The organism is Sphingobacterium thermophilum, from assembly GCF_039541675.1.
Taxonomy (GTDB): domain Bacteria; phylum Bacteroidota; class Bacteroidia; order Sphingobacteriales; family Sphingobacteriaceae; genus Sphingobacterium; species Sphingobacterium thermophilum.
On record NZ_BAABGR010000035.1, the window covers coordinates 211,589 to 230,347 of the forward strand.

Here is an 18,759-nt window from a genome sequence, read left to right on the forward strand (position 1 = left end):
TAATTAACTGATAATCAACAACAAATCATTATCGTATTCCTGCTATTCTAGCATACATTTCAACCATGGCCAACTGATCCAATAGCCAGAAACGCTTATCTTTTTCCTTTCCTGACCAATCCTTGTGGAATAAACCCTGTGCCTCTCTCATATGGTCCCAAGCATTATCCAGATTTTTACGGAAAGTATCGACATACAAACTATTGCCGTCCATAGCATATAGCTCGACGTACCCTCGCATCATCACAGCAATAAACCAGTTATTACTTTTCCTTAGATATCTAAAAGACTGCATGGTATCTGACTCCGCGACTGGATGAAAAAAATAAGAATATGCACCTTTTGCAATTCTTTGTGCATCGGTAAGATATTGCTTTTCTTTAGAGATTTTATATAGTAAAGCTCCTGCCTGGATCATCTGACCGGAATTGTACGCAAATTTTCTCCTATCAAGCTGTCCACGGAGATTAATATTGTCATAATAGACTGAATCCGAAGGATCTAACAGCTGATTTTGCACCCATTGGTAAAGACTTTTGGCCAAGGTAAGGTATTTCTCCTCCTTAGTAGCTATATAGAGTTTTGCCAAAAAGACTATTGCCGGCGCATTGGAGCAAGTATTTTTGGATTCCTTGCGCTGCTCACACCAGTAAATACCGCCCCCCAGCTTATCATCCATCCCGCTTTCTACAAACCGCCATACTTCCAGCGCTTGTTCAAGATATACTTTCTTTTTGGTTAGAAGATACAAATCGGTAAAATCTATACCAATCCAAATATTGTCATCATAAAACCTATCCGATTGAGGAGCAGAATTAATATAAGATGCGTAGGCCTTAGGCTCTCTTTTATCATCATAATAAGCCTGTAATCCTGTTAAAACATTTTGGTCTATAGCTTTGACCCACTCTCGACTTTTAGTGGTTTCTAATAAGGCCACATGGGCAGACAACATACCAGAATAGGGCCAGAGATAAGAAAAAGAATTGGCTTGCGTTTTTTCCGCCTCTACTCCCAAATAATCTGCGCGAAAATCCCCTCGGAAGGGATAATTTTCTCTCAAAAGCACATTTCCTTCCACGCCATAATGTTTATAGATTGCTTCCAAAGTACTTGTGGCATACGAAATGAACTTAGTCTTCTGAGCACTACAAAGACCGTTACCAATTCCAAAGAAAAAAAGAATAATAAAAAACTGTCTCATCTGTCAGCAATTCAAGAAGGCTCTGCTTGCCGCAGAGCCTCTTTCATTAATATCCAGGGTTCTGTACTAAGTTAGGATTTATAGCCAACTGGTTATTAGGAACAGGGAACAGCTCTTTATTAGGGTCGTTGGAAGGATTATGATCCCACCATGATGCTGTCGTAAATTTCCCGAAACGGATCAGATCCGTACGGCGCTTTCCTTCAAAGATAAATTCACGTCCTCTTTCTTTGAGAAGCTCGTCAAGGGTAAGCGTAGCGACAGTATACTGATTGGCTGGCCAGTCAGCATCGGTGAATGCTCTCTTGCGCGACGCGTTGATAAGCTCCACAGCTTCGGCAGTAGCCACGCCATTGTTTTTGCGCATGATAGCTTCAGCCTTATTGAAGTAAATCTCCGTAAGCCTGTAGATGATATAATCATTCTCCCAATAATTAGGGTCGTCTAGCGTTCCAGACTTATACTTGTGGAATCGAGCTCCCGAGTTTTCTTCCCCTTCGGTCATACTTCCCGGACCGGTAAGGTCTCCTTCACTTTCCCTACGTATGCTGTTCACCAAAACAAATGGCTTACCACTATACTCCTCCGTACCTAACACCGGTATATTGGTACCGTATTTATATTGCGGACCGAACAAGAACCATTCTTTCTTGCGTAGGTCATTTTCAGCGAAGGCATCAAATGCTGAAGGAATCACCACAAAGGCATTCCATCCGCCATATCCTACATTCAACACTTCCTTCATATAATCATAACCGAAAAAGAATCCCGCCCAATTGAAGGTGAAGCCGGCCTCACGGCTAAACTGAAACTGAAATAAAGATTCGGGATTCGCGGAATTAGTATTACTGAAAAGAGCAGTCAAATCCGGAGACAGCTGTGGAGCCCCACCTATTCCTCCTCCTTGGCCGCTTATGATTTTATCACATACGGCGATACACTCATCCCACATAGGCTGACCTTTCCACTTCTCCGCATTGAGGTAAAGTTCCGCTAACATAGCATATCCTGCAGCACGCGACACCTGACCTATATTCTCTGCCGATGTCAACGGCAGCTTTTCAACATTATCCAGCAATTCCTGCAAGACAAAGTCAAAAACTTCACTGCGCGGCTTGGTCTCTGGATTTAAAGGATCAGCCACCTTTGTCACAATAGGAACATTGCCCCACATATCCATCAATTTGATATAATGGAAGGCACGTAATACTTTTAACTGAGAGATAATAATAGCACGATCTTCTTCCGTCAAACCGTCAATCATAGAGACATCAAGGCTTTCTATATCCCCAATGGCATTGTTGACATACCCTAATCCTCCCCACATTAAGGTCCACGCGTTTCTCAGACGCCCTTCATTACTTGTCCAAGTATGATAATGTAGCCGGATATGATCTCCTCCGTCATAGCCATGTCTTCCCTTTTGCGGCCAAGCAAGCTGATCAGCACTCAATTCTGAATGATAATAATAACCGCTTTGTCCGGTAGGTGCCAACCACGCTTGCATATGCGTGAAAGGTCGTAAAGCCGCCTGCATTACTTCTCTTTTATTGTTATAAAAATTATCTTCACTGATACTGCTATATACATTTTCTGTCAGGTCTGTACAGGAGTGGAACAACAATCCCGAACCTAAAAGGGCAACAGCCGACAGCATCTTATTTATCGCTTTCATATCTTTTATTCATTTAAAATCCAACATTTAATCCCAAAGTCCATGATCGTGTCCTAGGGTAGAATCCACGACTGTCTATACCTGCATCGAAACCTGTATCTTGCAATTCCGGATCCAAGCCCGAATAGCCGGTGATTGTTGCTATATTACGGCCCGTAACATATACGTACAGATTTCGAACATAGTTGGTCTTGAATTTAAAGTTGTATCCCAAGGTGATATTATCCAGTTTGACAAAGTTTCCGTTTTCAAGATAGTAATCCGAATATTGTGGATCATCTTTGATAGCACTATGTTTGGTGAAGGCAGACTTCAACACGTTATTAGGCAACCATTTTTGGTTTCCGAAAAACATATCAGCCGTATTTAGGATTTGATACTTGAATTTTCCTCTGAAAAATATGGTTAAATCAAAGCCTTTATAGCTGAAACGGTTTCCTAACGAAGCTTGATATTTAGGGACGCCATTACCTATATAAGTAAGGTCGTTATCATTCATCTCGGCAGCAGTGCCTGTGCTACCATCGGCCTTGTAGAACAGCCATTTTCCTTCATCGTTAATTCCGGCGAAACGTTTACCATAGAAAGAACCTATTTCGCCTCCCTCTTCCAGACGTATAGCATCACCCAAGTTACCTGGAGAAGGCAGGCCTCCAAATGTCAGCCAATCACTCTTAAAGGTTTCATTAGACATCTTCACCAACTTATTTTTTTGATAATTGCCAGCAAAGTCTACTGTCCAAGAAAAATCCTCCCGGCTTATAGGCGTAGCCGACAGTTGTAACTCCACACCTTTGTTGGTTACCTCTCCTAAATTGTACCAGATTGAACCGGACACATAAGCTGGTTGTTGTGCGGTATATTGGTTAAGCAAGTCTGTGGTCCTACGTGTATAAATATCCAAAGCACCGGTAAGGCGGTTTGCCCACAACCCAAAATCCAATCCAATATTAGTTTCTGCTTTTTGTTCCCACTTAAGATTAGGGTTAGGGTTTTGAGTAGGTCCATAGGTCTGATAATACACACCATCCTGAGGGTACACCCCTCCTGTTCCCAACAACACCATAGACTGATAGTTAGGGAACCCTTGGTTACCGGTCACCCCATAACCTACCCTCAATTTCAGGTTGTTCACCACCTCCTTGTTTGTGAAAAACTCTTCATTGCTAATATTCCAACCTGCCGATACCGCCGGGAAATTACCCCACTTATTGTTTGCACCAAAACGAGAAGACCCTTCTCTTCTTAAAATGGCTGTAAGGAAGTAACGATCCGCATACGAGTAGTTCACCCTTCCGAAGAAAGCGATTAAGGTGTTATCATCTTTATAAGACCCCATACTTGGACGCGGAAGCTTTGGATTCGTCAATGCTGTACCAGACCCCATATTCCAGTCCTGGAAAGCATCGGTAGTAAAGCCGTTGTTGGACATGGAAAAATTCTCATACGTAGCGTACTGATAACTATATCCCAACAACCCAGTGAAGGAATGCACTTCGCCAAACGTTTGATTGTAATCTATGGTAGCCTCAAACGTTTTTGTCCAAGAAAGTGTGTTTTCTTTCCACGCATACCCCATACCTTGATAGTCTGACACCTCGCGCTGATCCCAATCTTTCAAGGAGCGGAATTGTCTATTATTCATATTATCCCTCACGTAAGAGGCAAAAGCACTTACACTCAACGGATCAATAATCTGCAGCTTCAATCGAGCATCTCCTGAAAATGTTTGTTGGTTACGGTCGTCAATACGATTGGCCAGCCGATCCAAGGGATTGAAGTTGTTGTATCCCTGTGTCTGATAGAAACTTCCATCCGGATTATATAAAGGTGCTGTAGGATTACGTTGGATAGCCTGCTCAAAATACTCGGTCTTTCCTCCCAAAAGATCAGCCTTATTGAAGTTGGCAGCGATATTACCTGTAAAGGTTAGTCTCTGCTCTAACCCTTTCTGATTAAAATTCACACGTCCACCAAACTGACGTCTTTCATTCTGCTTGGCAATACCTTGGGCATTCTCATAATTGATAGAAGCCCGATAGGAAGAGTTTTCTCCTCCTCCGCTACCCACAAAGTTGTGGAAAGTAGAGAAGTTGCCTGTATTTATCAACGCATCATAGAGGTCTGTCGAACTTCCCAGATCTAGGTCAGGTTTATTTTGTCCGTTGACCACCAAATCCCTAAATTCTGCTGCCGACAACATCTCCGGACGTCGTGCTACAGTCTCATGCTGACCATATGTATAGTACTCAAAAGTGGAAGCTCCACTCTTTCCTTTCTTCGTCGTGATTAAAATCACCCCACCATTACCTCTCGTACCGTAAATAGCTGCAGCAGATCCGTCTTTCAATACATCAATAGATTCTATATCTCCTTGTTTTATAAGGTCCAAATTTCCGCCAGGAATACCATCAATGACAATCAGAGGTGTATTGGTACCTTTAATGGAAGCCATACCCCGAAGTTGTATGCTCGTACCCGAGTTCGGGTTACTACCTTGGGTTCTCGTGACATTCAACCCCGCTACCTTACCTTGTACCAAATCCATAGGACTTCTCATTCCTCCCTGGTTAAAATCCTTTTCTTTGACAGAAGCTACGGCGGAAGTCACCTCACTTTTCTTCTGGCTACCATACCCCATCACCACGACTTCCTCAATATTGGTCTGCTCAGCAACCAAAGAAATCGTCATTCTTTCTCCGTTAACACGCTGCTCTATGGATTTATATCCTAGAATTTCCACTACCAAAACATCGCCGGGACTTGCTTGAATAGTAAAGTTACCGTCGGAATCCGTAAAGGTTGCCTTCGTAGAGCCCTTTATTTTAATAGTCACCCCAGGAATACCTTGTCCCGTTGCCTGATCTACGACCGTACCCTGCACGGTCTGCTGCAGTAAGGTAGACCTGATTTCCTTATAAAACTCCGCCCGGTGGGCATACACAGGACTATAGCTCACCGCTATTAAGGAAAGGGACATAGCCCAAATCCCACCCCTCTTGAGTGTTGTGTCTGTAATCTTCATAATAAATAATTAATTAGTATTAACACTATTAATTAAAAGTAATACATAGTATGTTTATCCACTTTTCTTTACTTGGTTATCTTTCAACTTTTCGTTCAACAAGAATTTCTACCTAAGTAGATAGTTATAAGTTTATAATTTTAACTAAATTAAATATTTTAATCGATTTAGCAACGAAAATTTTTAACTTTATTAGAAACACCCCAAACTCCCCTCAAATAGCCATTCTTGCTTAACCGCTCTGCTTTTCATAAATTTGTTTTTCACCCATTCAGTAAAAAAATGAAAATCATCGCCATAGGTAGAAACTATATCGACCACGCTAAAGAACTTAACAATCCAGTCCCTGAAAACCCTGTCATCTTTCTTAAACCGGACACCGCCATACTTAAAGACAACAAGGATTTTTATTATCCCGAATTTTCGCAAGACATTCACTACGAATGCGAACTGGTGTTTAGAGTTTGCAACGAAGGGAAACATGTTTCTCCCAAATTTGCCCACAAATATTATGATGCCATAGGTTTGGGCATAGACTTTACGGCACGGGATATACAAAGCAAACACAAAGAAAAAGGTCTTCCTTGGGAACTAGCCAAAGCATTTGACCACTCGGCCGTTATCAGCCCTCTCATCCCTAAGGAAGAGTTCTCTGACCTGAATAACATTCAATTTTCCTTAAAAAAAAACCAGGAAATTGTTCAGGAGGGCAATAGTAAAGACATGATCTTTGATATAGACAGACTCATCGTATATATCACCAAGTTCATCACCATCCGCAAAGGAGACCTTATTTACACCGGTACACCGGCAGGGGTGGGACCTATACAAATCGGAGATAAATTGGAAGGATACCTAGAGAATAAATTGATGTTCTCCACTCATATTAAATAACATGAAGAAATTTCAGCTTTTGCTTGCCGCAGCGGTATGCACTATACTTACCGTCAAGGCGCAAAACAAAAATATCATTACCAGCAAAACATATCCTCAAGGGTATTTCCGGAATCCCCTCAATATCCCTATGGATGCTTCCGGGACCTTCGGAGAGTTGAGAAGCACTCATTTTCATGCAGGTGACGACTACCGCACCCAACAGAAAATAGGTCTTCCCCTATATGCAGCCGCTGAAGGACATATCTCACGCGTACGCGTCCAAATCGGTGGAGGAGGCAATGCTGTATATATCGATCATCCCAACGGCTATACGACAGTTTACCTCCATATGGACAGGTTCAACGAGGAACTGACAAAAATCGTTCGTGCCAAACAATACGAGCTTCAGCGTTTTGATGTAGATATTTATCTGGATTCCAATCAGCTTAAAGTAGCTAAAGGGCAGTACATTGGTAACGCAGGAAATACGGGCGGTTCCGCAGGACCGCATCTACACTTTGAAATAAGGGATACCAAGACCCAACGTCCTCTAAACCCGCAGCTGTTCGGTCTCAAATTTACGGATCACTACAATCCCACCATCGGAGGCATCATGCTTTACGACCTGAACCAGCAACATCTGTTTAACGAATTTACACCTCGAAAGGTTGTTCCGGTAAAGGCCGTAGGTGCAGGCAAATATGTGCTTCAGCAAAACAGCCCCCTTCCCGTGTCAGGGAAGTTTGGCTTCGGCATCAACGCTATCGACCGCCATCGAGCGGGAGGCTTTCAAAACGGAGTATACTCTATAGAGCTGTTTATCGATGGCCAACCGGTTTCTTCAGTGGTATTTGAAGAACTAGACTTCAACCATACAAGAGGGATTCATTCGTATATTGATTATCCTTATTGGAAAAGGACCAAGACCAAATACCAAAAATCTTTTAAAGATCCGGGCAACCCTATAGAAATTTTTAGGTTCTTGAAAAATGACGGCGTCATAGAGCTCTCCGAAAATAAAATTTATGAGGCGAAGTATGTTGTAAAAGATGTAGCCGGAAATTGCAGCGAGCTGGACTTTAAAATCCAAAACAACACACAAAAGCCAGCAGAAGCATATTCTCCTAAAGGAGACCTTTTCCATTATAATAATACAAACTCTTTCTCTACGGAAAATATCAAAATTGAAATCCCTAAAGGCTCTCTATACACCGACCTAGATTTCGTTTACAAGGAAGAGCCTCCTCTTCCAAATACCTTTTCTGCCCTTCACAAAGTACACAACACCTTCATACCGCTGTTTTCATCCTATAGTCTGGCCATAAAGCCTAACGGTCTTCCGCAGCACCTACAAAGTAAAGCGCTTATTACCTCCACCGAAAACGGCGCCGAAGGTGGAAAATATGAAGACGGCTGGGTAAAGGTCAACACACGCAATTTCGGCAACTTCTATATAACGGTAGACACTGTCCCTCCAACAATTATTGCAAGAAATCTGATAAACGGAAAAAATGTGTCTACACAAGCCAAAATAGATTTTACCATACGCGACAACCTCTCCGGCATCCAATCATTTGACGGCTATATCGACGGTAAGTGGGTATTGATGGAATATGATTCCAAAAACAGACATCTTTGGCATCGTTTTGAAGCTTCTCTCTCTAAAGGAGAACATACCTTCAAGCTGATTGTCAAAGACTGGAAAGACAACGAAACAGTATATCAAGCAAAATTTATAAGATAAAACATCGAAATATGAGCACGTTAGAGGTAGGATCAAAAGCTCCTGAAATCATCGCAAAAAACCAGAAAGGTGAAACCATTAAACTTTCTGATTTCTTAGGAAAAAAGGTTATCTTATACTTTTATCCTAAAGACAATACGCCGGGCTGTACCACTGAAGCATGCAATTTCCGTGACAACTACCAATTCCTCTTAGGTAAAGGTTTTGAAGTGATTGGAGTAAGTGTCGACAGTGAACAGTCCCACCAAAAGTTTATCGCCAAGTACGAACTTCCTTTCAATCTTCTGGCGGATGAAGACAAAAAAATCGTCAACGACTACGGTGTATGGGTAGAAAAAAATATGTACGGTAAAAAATATATGGGCACCGCACGAACTACCTTCGTCATAGACGAAAAAGGATATATTCAGCATATCATCCGTAAGGTGGACAACAAAAATGCGTCACAGCAAATCTTAGATCTTATGGAAGCCAAATAGTTGTTGACTTTTGACATAGAATTTCCTACTTTTACCGCTTATGAGCAAACAGACAGACGACTTTTTCAAAAACATTATATCACACGCTAAAGAATACGGATTTGTATTCCCTTCAAGTGAGATTTATGACGGTCTTAGTGCCGTATATGACTATGGTCAGTTGGGTTCTGAATTAAAGAACAACCTTAAGACATATTGGTGGAAATCCATGGTGCAGCTCCACGAAAATATTGTCGGCATTGATGCTGCAATATTCATGCACCCTACAACCTGGAAAGCCTCAGGTCACGTCGATGGGTTCAACGATCCTATGATCGACAACAAAGATTCGAAAAAACGCTACCGCGCAGACCAACTGATTGAAGATAAAATCGATCGCTACGAAAAAGACGGTAAAACTCAAAAGGCTGCCCAACTGCAAAAAGACCTCGATGAAGCCTTGAACAATGACGACCTTCCTCGTCTGAAAGCGCTAATCGAAGAACATAATATCGTATGTCCTATCTCTGGCACCAAAAACTGGACCGACGTGCGCCAGTTCAATCTTATGTTCGCAACCCAAATGGGAGCGATGGCCGACGGTGCCGAGCAGGTATACCTCCGCCCAGAAACCGCTCAAGGTATCTTCGTCAACTTCCTTAACGTTCAAAAGTCGGGAAGAATGAAAATACCTTTCGGTATAGCCCAGATAGGGAAAGCTTTCCGTAACGAAGTCATCGCCCGCCAGTTCATCATGCGTATGCGTGAATTCGAACAGATGGAAATGCAATTCTTCGTACGTCCTGGATCTGAGCTGGAATGGTACCAAAAATGGAAAGAAACACGTCTTAAATGGCATTTGGCCTTAGGTGCCAATCCAGAAAAATACCGCTACCACGACCATGTCAAGCTGGCACACTACGCCAACGCTGCCGTGGATATAGAATACGAATTTCCTTTTGGATTCAAAGAGGTAGAAGGAATCCATTCACGTACGGACTTCGACTTAAAACAACACCAAGAATATTCGAAACGTAAGATGCAATACTTCGACCCTGAAATCAATCAAAGCTACATCCCTTACGTTATCGAAACTTCTATAGGTTTGGACCGTCTGTTCTTGACCGTATTCTCTAATGCTTTGGTGTACGAAGACCTCTCTACCGAAGAAAAGCAAGATTCTCGTGTGGTGTTGAAATTCCACCCGGCAATAGCACCGGTAAAGGCAGCCATATTACCATTAACCAAAAAAGATGGCCTTCCGGAAAAAGCTAGAGAAATCATGGCAAAATTAAAATTAGACTTCAACCTTCAATACGACGAAAAAGATGCCATAGGTAAACGCTACCGCCGTCAGGATGCTATCGGAACACCTTACTGTATCACCGTAGACCACCAGTCTCTGGAAGACAATACAGTAACTATCCGAGACCGAGACACCATGGCACAAGAACGCGTAGCTATAGATGACTTACACAAGATTATCGGCGAACGTGTTAGCATGACAAATCTGTTGAAACAATTGGTATAATAGCTAAATAGCTACAAATTATAAACGAAAGAGCAGCATTCAGTAGAGGCTGCTCTTTCATTTTTTTAACTTTGTCCTAAACAAATCAAACAATAATACCATATGAAAACATTAAAACTTTGCGCATTATTTTTTATGGGGATGTTGGCATTCGCTAACGTTGGTAAGGCTCAAACTTCTAATCCTAATATTCCAAACGACACTACAAAAACCAACCTCTCATCTATTGTAATATCTGAAGAGGCCAAAGCAAAACAACTGGAAGAAGAAAAGAAAAGATTAGAGAAAGAAACAAAAGCTAGAGAAAAAGCCCAGAAAGAAGAAATAAAGCGTCAGAAAGCAGCTGAAAAAGAAGCAAAAAAATTAGAAAAAGAGAGAAAAGAAAAAGAAAAAGCTATCAAAAAACATAACAAGGCTGTAGAAAAAGTTCAAAAGCTCTCAAAAAAACTTGAAAAACAAGAAAAAAAAGTTGCTAAGCTGGAAAAAAACTTAGAAAAGAAAGTTAGCAAAGGAAAAATCTCAGGAATAGATCACGAAAAGGAAAAAATCAAAATTAGTAAAGAGCAGATTAAGCTAAAACAGCTGGAACTGGATTTACAAAAAGCAGAGAGCGAAGTGAAACAATTACGATAAATCTAATAAGGAGGTCTTTTTAAGACCTCCTTTTATTTTATGACCTTTCCCAAAAGGCTGATATAAAACTCCACTCCTTCTTCAATCTCTCGTAGATATATAAATTCATCCGCCGAATGCGACCGTGCCGAATCTCCAGGACCCACCTTCAGAGAAGGTATAGGCAGCAACGCCTGATCACTCATAGTCGGACTGCCGTAGGTCTTCTTGCCCAACTCAAGCCCTGCCTTTACAATAGGATGGTCGAGAGAAATCGTTGACGAATTAAGCCGCGTAGAGCGCGCTACCACATCTGACTTCACATGGGATTTTATTATGTCCAGCACCTCTACATTTGAATATACATCCGTAGTTCGAACGTCTACTACATATTTACATTCAGCAGGTACCACATTATGCTGAGAGCCCGCATTGATGACAGTAACGGACATCTTCACAGGTCCCAGAAACGCGGATTCCTTAGGAAATTTATACGTCCGAAACCATGTAATATCTTCTATAGCTTCATAGATAGCATTGACACCCTCTTCTCTTGCTGCATGACCGGACACCCCATATGCAGTACAGTCCAACACCATAAGTCCTTTCTCTGCCACAGCCAGATCCAAAAGAGTAGGCTCCCCTACAATAGCAAAATCACAAGCAACCACATGCTTATATGCTTCCTCAATACCGTTCTTTCCGGAAACCTCTTCCTCTGCTGAGGCAATAAGACAAAGGTTATAACTCAAATTCACATCCTCATAGAAATATAGGAACGCTGCTATCAAAGACACCAGACAGCCTCCCGCATCATTGGATCCTAAGCCATACAACTTGCCATCTTCTATAATGGCTTTGAAAGGATCTTTCGTGTATCCGGGATTAGGCTTTACAGTATCGTGATGGGAATTCAACAATACGGTAGGTTTATTTTCGTCGAAATACTTGTTGTAAGCAAGGATGTTATTGCCCACCCGTTGATATGAGACACCGCAGTCCTGAAGAAAGGAGCCTATGCATAGGGCCGTTTTGTCTTCCTCTCTGCTAAAAGAAGGAATCTCTATCAGTTGAGCTAATAGAGATTTACTTTTCTCGATAAGATTTGTTATATCCTTATTCATTGTAAAGACCGCCAGCTTTTTTTGCCGACAACTTGATACCTTTTATAAATGCTGAGCTAAGTCCGTTGTGTTCCATTTCGTTGAGCCCCGCAATAGTACATCCTTTCGGCGAGGTCACCTTGTCGATTTCACTTTCCGGATGACTATGGGTCTGCAACAACAGATCTGCTGCTCCCTTAGCTGTCTGTATCGCCATCTTCAAGGCATCATGAGCATGGAAACCTATTTCCACGCCTCCCTGTGATGCCGCACGTATTGCACGCAAGAAGAATGCTATGCCGCAGGCACACAAAGCTGTTGCCGACGTCATCAGATCTTCGTTGATTACTACCACAGATCCTACAGCCTCAAAAAGTTTCTCTACCTTCTTCACCACTTCCGCATCCGCATTATCCGTGGCAATACAGGTCATGGACTGCCCGATAGCTATGGCCGTATTCGGCATAACACGAACGACAGTTTTATCCTGCCCCAACACCTCTTTGACATCCTGGCATGATACACCTGAAGCTACCGAGACAATAATCTGATCACGCTGTACCACGGGGGCAATCTCCTCCATCACCTTCTTAATCTGCTGCGGAAGAACCGCCAATACAATGATTTCAGCACCTTGAATAGCTTCCGCATTGTTGGCACTCACACCAAAACCCTGCTTAGCCTCCTCCTCCAGAGAAGCCAAGGTTCTGCGCGTAAGCACAATGTCCCCTGCTTGATAAATATTAGACTTAACAAGGCCCTTAGCCAATGAAAACCCAATATTTCCGGATCCGATTATTGTTAATTTGCTCATGGTTTGTAGGTTGATTTTTTAATATTACTTATTCACCAGACAAGTTCCAAATTTTTGCTGCTGGAACAGATGCAGGTTGGATGCATTTCCGATATATACGGACTTCACTCCTTTGTTGATAGCATCAAAAGCATTCTGCAGCTTAGGAATCATGCCCTCACTGATGATGCCGCTATCTTTATACATCTCAAATTGCTTTGCCGTAATCGTTTCAATGACAGAATTCTCATCGTTGATATCTTTCAAGACACCATTTTTCTCAAAACAATAGATTAATGAGGTTTCATAATGTTCTGTCATATTGACGGCTAAGGCAGAGGCGATAGTATCTGCATTGGTGTTCAGAAGCTGCCCGTTGCCATTATGCGTGATAGCCGAAAAGACAGGGGTAAATCCCGCATCTAAAAACTTCTTGATAGCCAATGAGTTTACCGAATCCGCCAAGATATCGCCCGCAAAGCCATAGTCTATCTCTTTAACAGGACGTTTTACGGCTTTGATGACATTACCATCGGCACCACTCAGCCCTATGGCATCGCATTTATATTTCTGTAATGTCGCAACAATATTTTTGTTGGTAAGGCCGGCATAGACCATAGTCACCACATCCAACATATCCTTATCCGTAATGCGACGGCCGTCTACCATCTTCACCTTCAATCCCATCTTTTCTGCAACGCGGGACGCTATCTTTCCTCCACCGTGCACCAAGATTTTCTTTCCGGGAATTGCGGCAAATTTTTCTAAAAAAGCTTCTAATTGAATATCATCATCAATAACATTACCACCGATCTTAATAATATTCAATGTACTGTTTGACATATGCTTGTTTATTTGTTTAGATTCTCTAACATTCGCTTCAATACCACCTGTGCGGCCCACACCCTGTTGCTCGCCTCCTTAATTACCAAGGAGTTTGGTCCGTCCAGTATTTCTGACGACAGCTCCAAATCACGGCGAACAGGCAAACAGTGCATTACCTTAGCGTCATTTGTAAGAGTTAATTTTTGATTATCTAACATCCAGTTGTCAGATACAGGGTATACTTGACCGTATTCTTTATAGGAAGACCAGTTTTTAACATAGACGAAATCTGCTCCTTGCAAAGCTTCTTCCAGATTGTGGGTAATCGTAGCGCCTTGCGTAAACTCTTCTGCAAGCTCATACCCTGCTGGATGGGCAATCGTAAAATCCACCAATCCCTGTTCTTGCGCTTTGGACATCCACTCGGCGAAAGAGTTAGGAACAGCCTGAGGCAAGGCTTTCACATGTGGTGCCCATGCCAATACTACCTTAGGCTTTGCTACCTTCTTATGCTCGGTGATAGTTATCAAGTCGGTAAGACTTTGCAATGGATGACGCGTAGCACTCTCCAAAGATACTACCGGAACACCACAGTATTTTACAAACTTGTTGAATAGGTCTTCCGTATAGTCGGCTTCCTTATCTTTTAACGAAGGAAAAGAACGTAATCCTAGGATATCACAATATTCACCCATCACGGCGGCAGCCTCACGGATATGCTCTACGGTAGTGCCGTTCATCACCACACCATCACGTGTCTCCAAGGCCCAGCCGTCCTTATCCATGTTCATCACCATGACATTCATCCCTAGGTTCATGGCAGCCTTCTGTGTGCTAAGACGTGTACGCAAGCTCGGATTCAAAAATACCAAGCCCAACATTTTATGTTTTCCTAAATGCTCATAAGCATTTGGGTTTGCTTTTAAGGATAGTGCTTCCTGCACAATAGCTTCCAAGCTATCTACATCAGCTACAGAAAAAAACTTTTTCATCAATCAATCAAATTATGCTTTAAGACGTTCGTCCAAGGCGTCCAAAAATCTGTCTGCAATCTCCTTCGTAATATTCAATGCAGGCAAAATGCGGATGACATTTGGTTTTGCCTCACCTGTAAATATTCTGTTTTTGAAAAGAAGATCCTTCTTCACACTAGCCAGCTCCGCAGGCAGCTCTATACCGATCATCAAGCCTCTACCACGCACTTCTTGGATCTTGTCAAACTTTTTGAGCTCTTCCAACAGATAGTTTCCCACCGTCTTTGCATTCTCTAGGAGTTTTTCGCTCTTCATCACATCCAATACGGCTACAGCGGCAGCACAAGCTAGATGATTACCCCCGAAGGTTGTGCCCAACAAACCATATGACGCCTTAAACTTAGGAGCAATAGCGATACCTCCTATTGGGAAGCCATTGCCCATACCTTTCGCCATAGAGTAGATGTCGGCTTGCACACCGGCATAGTCATGCGAATAGAAGTTCCCTGTACGTCCATATCCACACTGTACTGAATCGGCAATAAACACTGCCCCGTATTGGTCACACAACGAACGTATCAATTGCAAGAAAGGAATAGATGCTTCACGGATGCCTCCAACACCTTGAATACCTTCTATAATCACCGCAGCAACTTCCTCACCATAAGAAGCAAAAGCTTGTGACAAGGCCTCCTCATCATTGAAAGGCAAGAAAACGACATTGTCCGTCTTATTTACCGGCGCAGAAATCGAAGGATTGTCCGTAGCTGCAACAGCCAACGAGGTACGACCATGGAAAGATTTACTGAAAGCGATGACTTTCTTACGTCCAGTATGGAAAGATGCTAACTTCAACGCATTCTCATTGGCCTCAGCGCCCGAGTTACATAAAAACAACGCATAATCTTCTTTGCCCGACATCTCACCAAGCTGCTGTGCCAGCTGCTTCTGCAACGGAATCTCAATCGAGTTGGAATAGAAGCCTATATTATTCAGCTGCTCCGTAATCTTTTGAACATAATGCGGATGTGTATGTCCTATAGAAATCACAGCATGTCCGCCATACAGATCCAAATACTCATTGCCGTCAGCATCCCAAAGAGTAGAACCTTTAGCTCTTACGATATGGATAGGATTGACAGGATAAACATCAAATAAATTCATATTTTTATATGTATTAAAGGCTTTTGTGATGCCCGTAAATATAGTTAGCAAATATACTTAAGTACCGATAAAAAGGGTTAAAATATCTTTCATTTTTACAATAAATGATGAAAAAAAGACTGTCATCCGCTTCAATAACTCCCTGATAGTCTAAGTTCTTCTCATTTACTGTTTTAGATGATAACCAAAAACCCTTATCTTTATGAATTCAAATTCAACCCAAAATAATATTCAACAAAAACCTAAAAATCTTAAAACCTATTATGAGAATAACATTTTATCAAAAACTTCTTGCGTTAGTATGCTTATTGACCTTAAGCATTAACGTCCTTTTCGGTCAATCCAGACATTATCAGCCTATACAAGTATTGGTGACACCAAATAAAGCGGACTGGACATACGCTCCCGGAGAGAAAGTTAAATTTACTGTAACCGTACTTAAAAACCAGGTTCCTCTGCAAAACATCGAAGCAAAATACACTATCGGCTTGGAAAAGATGAAACCGGAACAGTCTGGTACCTTGAAGATTACTAAAGAAAATGTAGAGGTAGGAAAAGTCCTTTCATTAGATACACCCGGTTTCGTGCGTTGTGAGGTAAAAGTCAACATCGAAGGCACCGAATATAGAGGTCTTGCCACTGCCGCCATCGCACCGGAAAAAATCAAGGCCACGCAAAAACTCCCTTCCGACTTCCTTTCCTTCTGGGAAAACGAACTCAACAAAGCAGCAAAAATTCCTTTGGATGTAAACCTAACCTTACTTCCTGAAAGATGTACTCCACTGGTGGATGTATACCATATCCGCTACAAAAATATTGACAACAGTTTCATCTATGGCATCCTCGCCAAACCTAAAAAAGCAGGAAAATATCCGGGTATCCTGCAGGTGCCAGGAGCAGGTATCAGACCTTATAATGGTCTTATAGAACAAGCCGAACATGGATTTGTAACCTTACAGATAGGTATCCATGGCATCCCAGTGACCTATACCACGGGCCTTTATAACAACCTTGCTGCCGGAGCCCTTAAAAACTATCCAATGGTAAACTTGGACAACAAAGACACATATTATTACAAACGTGTGTATATCGGCAGCGTAAGAGGTATAGACGTGTTGGCTTCCTTGGAAGAGGTAGACAATTCTAAACTTTTGGTATGGGGTCAAAGCCAGGGTGGCGCCCTCTCTATCATCACCGCAGCTCTCAACAAGAAAGTTAAAGGACTTGTCGCGGTATACCCTGCCTTATCTGACCTTACAGGATACCTACATAAACGTGCCGGCGGATGGCCTCACATGTTCAACGAAAACAATGCTCCTACCATGGCAACAAAAGCCAAAATTGAAACATCAGCATACTACGATGTGGTAAACTTCGCCCGTCAGATCAATGTTCCGGGATATTATACTTGGGGATACAACGACGAAACATGTCCTCCTACATCTATGTACTCCGCATTCAACCAAATCCAAGCTCCAAAAGAATTACTCTTGGTACAGGAGACAGGACATTGGACCTATCCGGAACAACAACAAAAGATATTTAACTGGATAAAGAACTTTCTAAAATAGAGCGCTTATGTCTATTTCAAGAAGAAGATTTATGCAACATGTAGGATTGCTTTCCTTGTCAATCCCACATGTTGCCTTAAGCAAAACAGCCAACAAGGAAACACCACTACATGCGCAGTCTCCTGGTTTTACGACAGAACCTTATCTACAAAGTTTGACCTCATCGTCTGTAAGTATTCAGGTATTGACCCGCACCAACAGCTATACCTGGGTAGAGTTTGGCGAGCAAAAAATCGATCAGTCACACTTCGAAAGCAGACATGGTCTCAAAGTAGCCAACTGCCGATATTTTAACTTCAAGCTGTACAACCTCAAACCGGACACTCTATACCAATACCGCATACATACCAAGCCCATACAGAAGTTAGCCGGATACGAAGTACTCTACGGCGAAGAGATGGTTTCCGAAACCTATTCCTTCCGCACCCTTCCTCAACAGAAAGAAAGCTGCAATATCATCCTTTTCAACGACATACACGACCGCAACGGAAGTTTCAAAACGCTTTGGCAGGTCCGAAATCAGCAAACGACAGACTTGGTCGTATTCAATGGAGATATGTTCAACCAGATAAAGGATGAAAATCAGCTCGTAGAGAATTTCCTACTCCCCATAAATGAGCTCTTCTCAACTCGTACTCCTTTTGTGTTCAACAGAGGAAACCACGAGACAAGAGGACTTTTCGCCCGTGAGCTAGACAAATATTTTGATTATCCTAATCAAAAGACCTACCAGGCATTTCAGCTAGGACCTATTTTCTGGATATTCTTAGATTCCGGAGAAGACAAATTTGATAGCAGCAAAGAGTATTTTGGACTAGCTGATTTTGACCGATTGAGACTAGAACAAAGGGATTGGCTGCTGGAAATCGTTAAAACTCCGGCTTTCAAAAGAGCCAAATTCCGCGCAGTAGCTATACATATGCCTCCACTCTATTCGAAAGACTGGCACGGACCTACACATTGCCATGAATTGTTTGTCCCTATCTTCAACAAACATAAAATCGATATTGTCTATAGTGGCCATAATCACAAAGCAGAGTTTATCGCTCCAAATGATGACCATAAATTCGCCTTATTTATCGGCGGCGGACCTAAAGAGGGACAAAGAACTATTCTCGATGTACAGGCAAACAGCAAATCCTTGCATTCACAACTCATAAGTGAAAACGGACAGGTCATAAAAAGCTGGACGATAAAAGCTTAA

General features: G+C 42.2%; 15 protein-coding genes. 7 read left to right on the top strand and 8 right to left on the bottom strand.

Translation table 11 applies throughout. The annotated features are described in order from the left end of the window. Positions 1-28 precede the first annotated feature (28 nt). The 3 genes from ABD873_RS11590 to ABD873_RS11600 are packed head-to-tail and all read right to left on the bottom strand — an operon-like array spanning position 29 to position 5,904. A complete protein-coding gene (locus ABD873_RS11590; protein WP_345068491.1) occupies positions 29-1,204 on the bottom strand; it encodes a glycoside hydrolase family 76 protein in 1,176 nt (391 codons plus the stop codon). A gap of 46 nt (positions 1,205-1,250) precedes the next feature. Continuing rightward, entirely contained in the window at positions 1,251-2,879 is a 1,629-nt protein-coding gene (locus tag ABD873_RS11595) for a RagB/SusD family nutrient uptake outer membrane protein (RefSeq protein WP_345068493.1), read from the bottom strand. A 13-nt stretch (positions 2,880-2,892) separates the two neighbouring features. Then, entirely contained in the window at positions 2,893-5,904 is a 3,012-nt protein-coding gene (locus ABD873_RS11600) for a SusC/RagA family TonB-linked outer membrane protein (protein WP_345068495.1), read from the bottom strand. 282 nt (positions 5,905-6,186) lie between these two features. On the opposite strand from ABD873_RS11600, the gene ABD873_RS11605 reads away from it, so the two are divergent. The 5 genes from ABD873_RS11605 to ABD873_RS11625 all read left to right on the top strand — a co-directional run bounded on the left by ABD873_RS11605 (position 6,187) and on the right by ABD873_RS11625 (position 11,146). Continuing rightward, positions 6,187-6,798 (top strand): fumarylacetoacetate hydrolase family protein, encoded by a 612-nt coding sequence (locus ABD873_RS11605; RefSeq protein ID WP_345068497.1) that lies wholly within the window; start codon positions 6,187-6,189, stop codon positions 6,796-6,798. A 1-nt stretch (position 6,799) separates the two neighbouring features. Then, the gene (locus ABD873_RS11610) at positions 6,800-8,524 is read left to right on the top strand and encodes a M23 family metallopeptidase (protein ID WP_345068499.1); all 1,725 of its coding nucleotides are present in this window, start codon (positions 6,800-6,802) and stop codon (positions 8,522-8,524) included. Between the two features lie 11 nt (positions 8,525-8,535). Beyond that, entirely contained in the window at positions 8,536-9,003 is a 468-nt protein-coding gene (bcp, locus tag ABD873_RS11615; protein WP_039052681.1) for a thioredoxin-dependent thiol peroxidase, read from the top strand. Between the two features lie 40 nt (positions 9,004-9,043). Further along, positions 9,044-10,513 (top strand): glycine--tRNA ligase, encoded by a 1,470-nt coding sequence (locus tag ABD873_RS11620; RefSeq protein ID WP_345068502.1) that lies wholly within the window; start codon positions 9,044-9,046, stop codon positions 10,511-10,513. Between the two features lie 102 nt (positions 10,514-10,615). Further along, the gene (locus ABD873_RS11625) at positions 10,616-11,146 is read left to right on the top strand and encodes a hypothetical protein (protein WP_345068504.1); all 531 of its coding nucleotides are present in this window, start codon (positions 10,616-10,618) and stop codon (positions 11,144-11,146) included. Positions 11,147-11,178: 32 nt separating this feature from the next. Here ABD873_RS11625 and ABD873_RS11630 read toward each other — a convergent pair whose 3' ends face one another. The 5 genes from ABD873_RS11630 to ABD873_RS11650 are packed head-to-tail and all read right to left on the bottom strand — an operon-like array spanning position 11,179 to position 15,984. Beyond that, positions 11,179-12,249 carry a M20 family metallo-hydrolase gene (locus tag ABD873_RS11630; RefSeq protein ID WP_345068506.1) on the bottom strand — a complete coding sequence of 357 codons (1,071 nt, stop codon included), beginning with the start codon at positions 12,247-12,249 and terminating at the stop codon, positions 11,179-11,181. Beyond that, a complete protein-coding gene (gene proC / locus ABD873_RS11635) occupies positions 12,242-13,042 on the bottom strand; it encodes a pyrroline-5-carboxylate reductase (protein ID WP_345068508.1) in 801 nt (266 codons plus the stop codon). Before proC ends, ABD873_RS11630 begins: the two co-directional genes overlap by 8 nt. A 24-nt stretch (positions 13,043-13,066) precedes the next feature. Beyond that, a complete protein-coding gene (gene argB / locus ABD873_RS11640) occupies positions 13,067-13,864 on the bottom strand; it encodes an acetylglutamate kinase (protein ID WP_039054241.1) in 798 nt (265 codons plus the stop codon). Positions 13,865-13,872: 8 nt separating this feature from the next. Further along, positions 13,873-14,838 (bottom strand): Rossmann-fold NAD(P)-binding domain-containing protein, encoded by a 966-nt coding sequence (locus tag ABD873_RS11645; protein ID WP_345068510.1) that lies wholly within the window; start codon positions 14,836-14,838, stop codon positions 13,873-13,875. Positions 14,839-14,850: 12 nt separating this feature from the next. Beyond that, positions 14,851-15,984, bottom strand: coding sequence for an aspartate aminotransferase family protein (locus ABD873_RS11650; protein WP_345068512.1), 1,134 nt, complete (start codon positions 15,982-15,984; stop codon positions 14,851-14,853). Positions 15,985-16,247: 263 nt separating this feature from the next. Between ABD873_RS11650 and ABD873_RS11655 the strand changes: the two genes are divergently transcribed. Both ABD873_RS11655 and ABD873_RS11660 read left to right on the top strand, forming a co-directional pair. Next, on the top strand, positions 16,248-17,555 hold the full coding sequence (locus ABD873_RS11655; protein WP_345068514.1) for an acetylxylan esterase: 1,308 nt from the start codon (positions 16,248-16,250) through the stop codon (positions 17,553-17,555). A 7-nt stretch (positions 17,556-17,562) separates the two neighbouring features. Beyond that, on the top strand, positions 17,563-18,759 hold the full coding sequence (locus ABD873_RS11660; RefSeq protein WP_345068516.1) for a metallophosphoesterase family protein: 1,197 nt from the start codon (positions 17,563-17,565) through the stop codon (positions 18,757-18,759).

What these genes read in the sequence shown, in the direction of transcription:
- ABD873_RS11590 (WP_345068491.1), bottom strand. Translation starts at nt 1,204, where the DNA reads ATGAGACAGTTTTTTATTATTCTTTTTTTCTTTGGAATTGGTAACGGT.
- ABD873_RS11595 (WP_345068493.1), bottom strand. Translation starts at nt 2,879, where the DNA reads ATGAAAGCGATAAATAAGATGCTGTCGGCTGTTGCCCTTTTAGGTTCG.
- ABD873_RS11600 (WP_345068495.1), bottom strand. Translation starts at nt 5,904, where the DNA reads ATGAAGATTACAGACACAACACTCAAGAGGGGTGGGATTTGGGCTATG.
- ABD873_RS11605 (WP_345068497.1), top strand. Translation starts at nt 6,187, where the DNA reads ATGAAAATCATCGCCATAGGTAGAAACTATATCGACCACGCTAAAGAA.
- ABD873_RS11610 (WP_345068499.1), top strand. Translation starts at nt 6,800, where the DNA reads ATGAAGAAATTTCAGCTTTTGCTTGCCGCAGCGGTATGCACTATACTT.
- bcp (WP_039052681.1), top strand. Translation starts at nt 8,536, where the DNA reads ATGAGCACGTTAGAGGTAGGATCAAAAGCTCCTGAAATCATCGCAAAA.
- ABD873_RS11620 (WP_345068502.1), top strand. Translation starts at nt 9,044, where the DNA reads ATGAGCAAACAGACAGACGACTTTTTCAAAAACATTATATCACACGCT.
- ABD873_RS11625 (WP_345068504.1), top strand. Translation starts at nt 10,616, where the DNA reads ATGAAAACATTAAAACTTTGCGCATTATTTTTTATGGGGATGTTGGCA.
- ABD873_RS11630 (WP_345068506.1), bottom strand. Translation starts at nt 12,249, where the DNA reads ATGAATAAGGATATAACAAATCTTATCGAGAAAAGTAAATCTCTATTA.
- proC (WP_345068508.1), bottom strand. Translation starts at nt 13,042, where the DNA reads ATGAGCAAATTAACAATAATCGGATCCGGAAATATTGGGTTTTCATTG.
- argB (WP_039054241.1), bottom strand. Translation starts at nt 13,864, where the DNA reads ATGTCAAACAGTACATTGAATATTATTAAGATCGGTGGTAATGTTATT.
- ABD873_RS11645 (WP_345068510.1), bottom strand. Translation starts at nt 14,838, where the DNA reads ATGAAAAAGTTTTTTTCTGTAGCTGATGTAGATAGCTTGGAAGCTATT.
- ABD873_RS11650 (WP_345068512.1), bottom strand. Translation starts at nt 15,984, where the DNA reads ATGAATTTATTTGATGTTTATCCTGTCAATCCTATCCATATCGTAAGA.
- ABD873_RS11655 (WP_345068514.1), top strand. Translation starts at nt 16,248, where the DNA reads ATGAGAATAACATTTTATCAAAAACTTCTTGCGTTAGTATGCTTATTG.
- ABD873_RS11660 (WP_345068516.1), top strand. Translation starts at nt 17,563, where the DNA reads ATGTCTATTTCAAGAAGAAGATTTATGCAACATGTAGGATTGCTTTCC.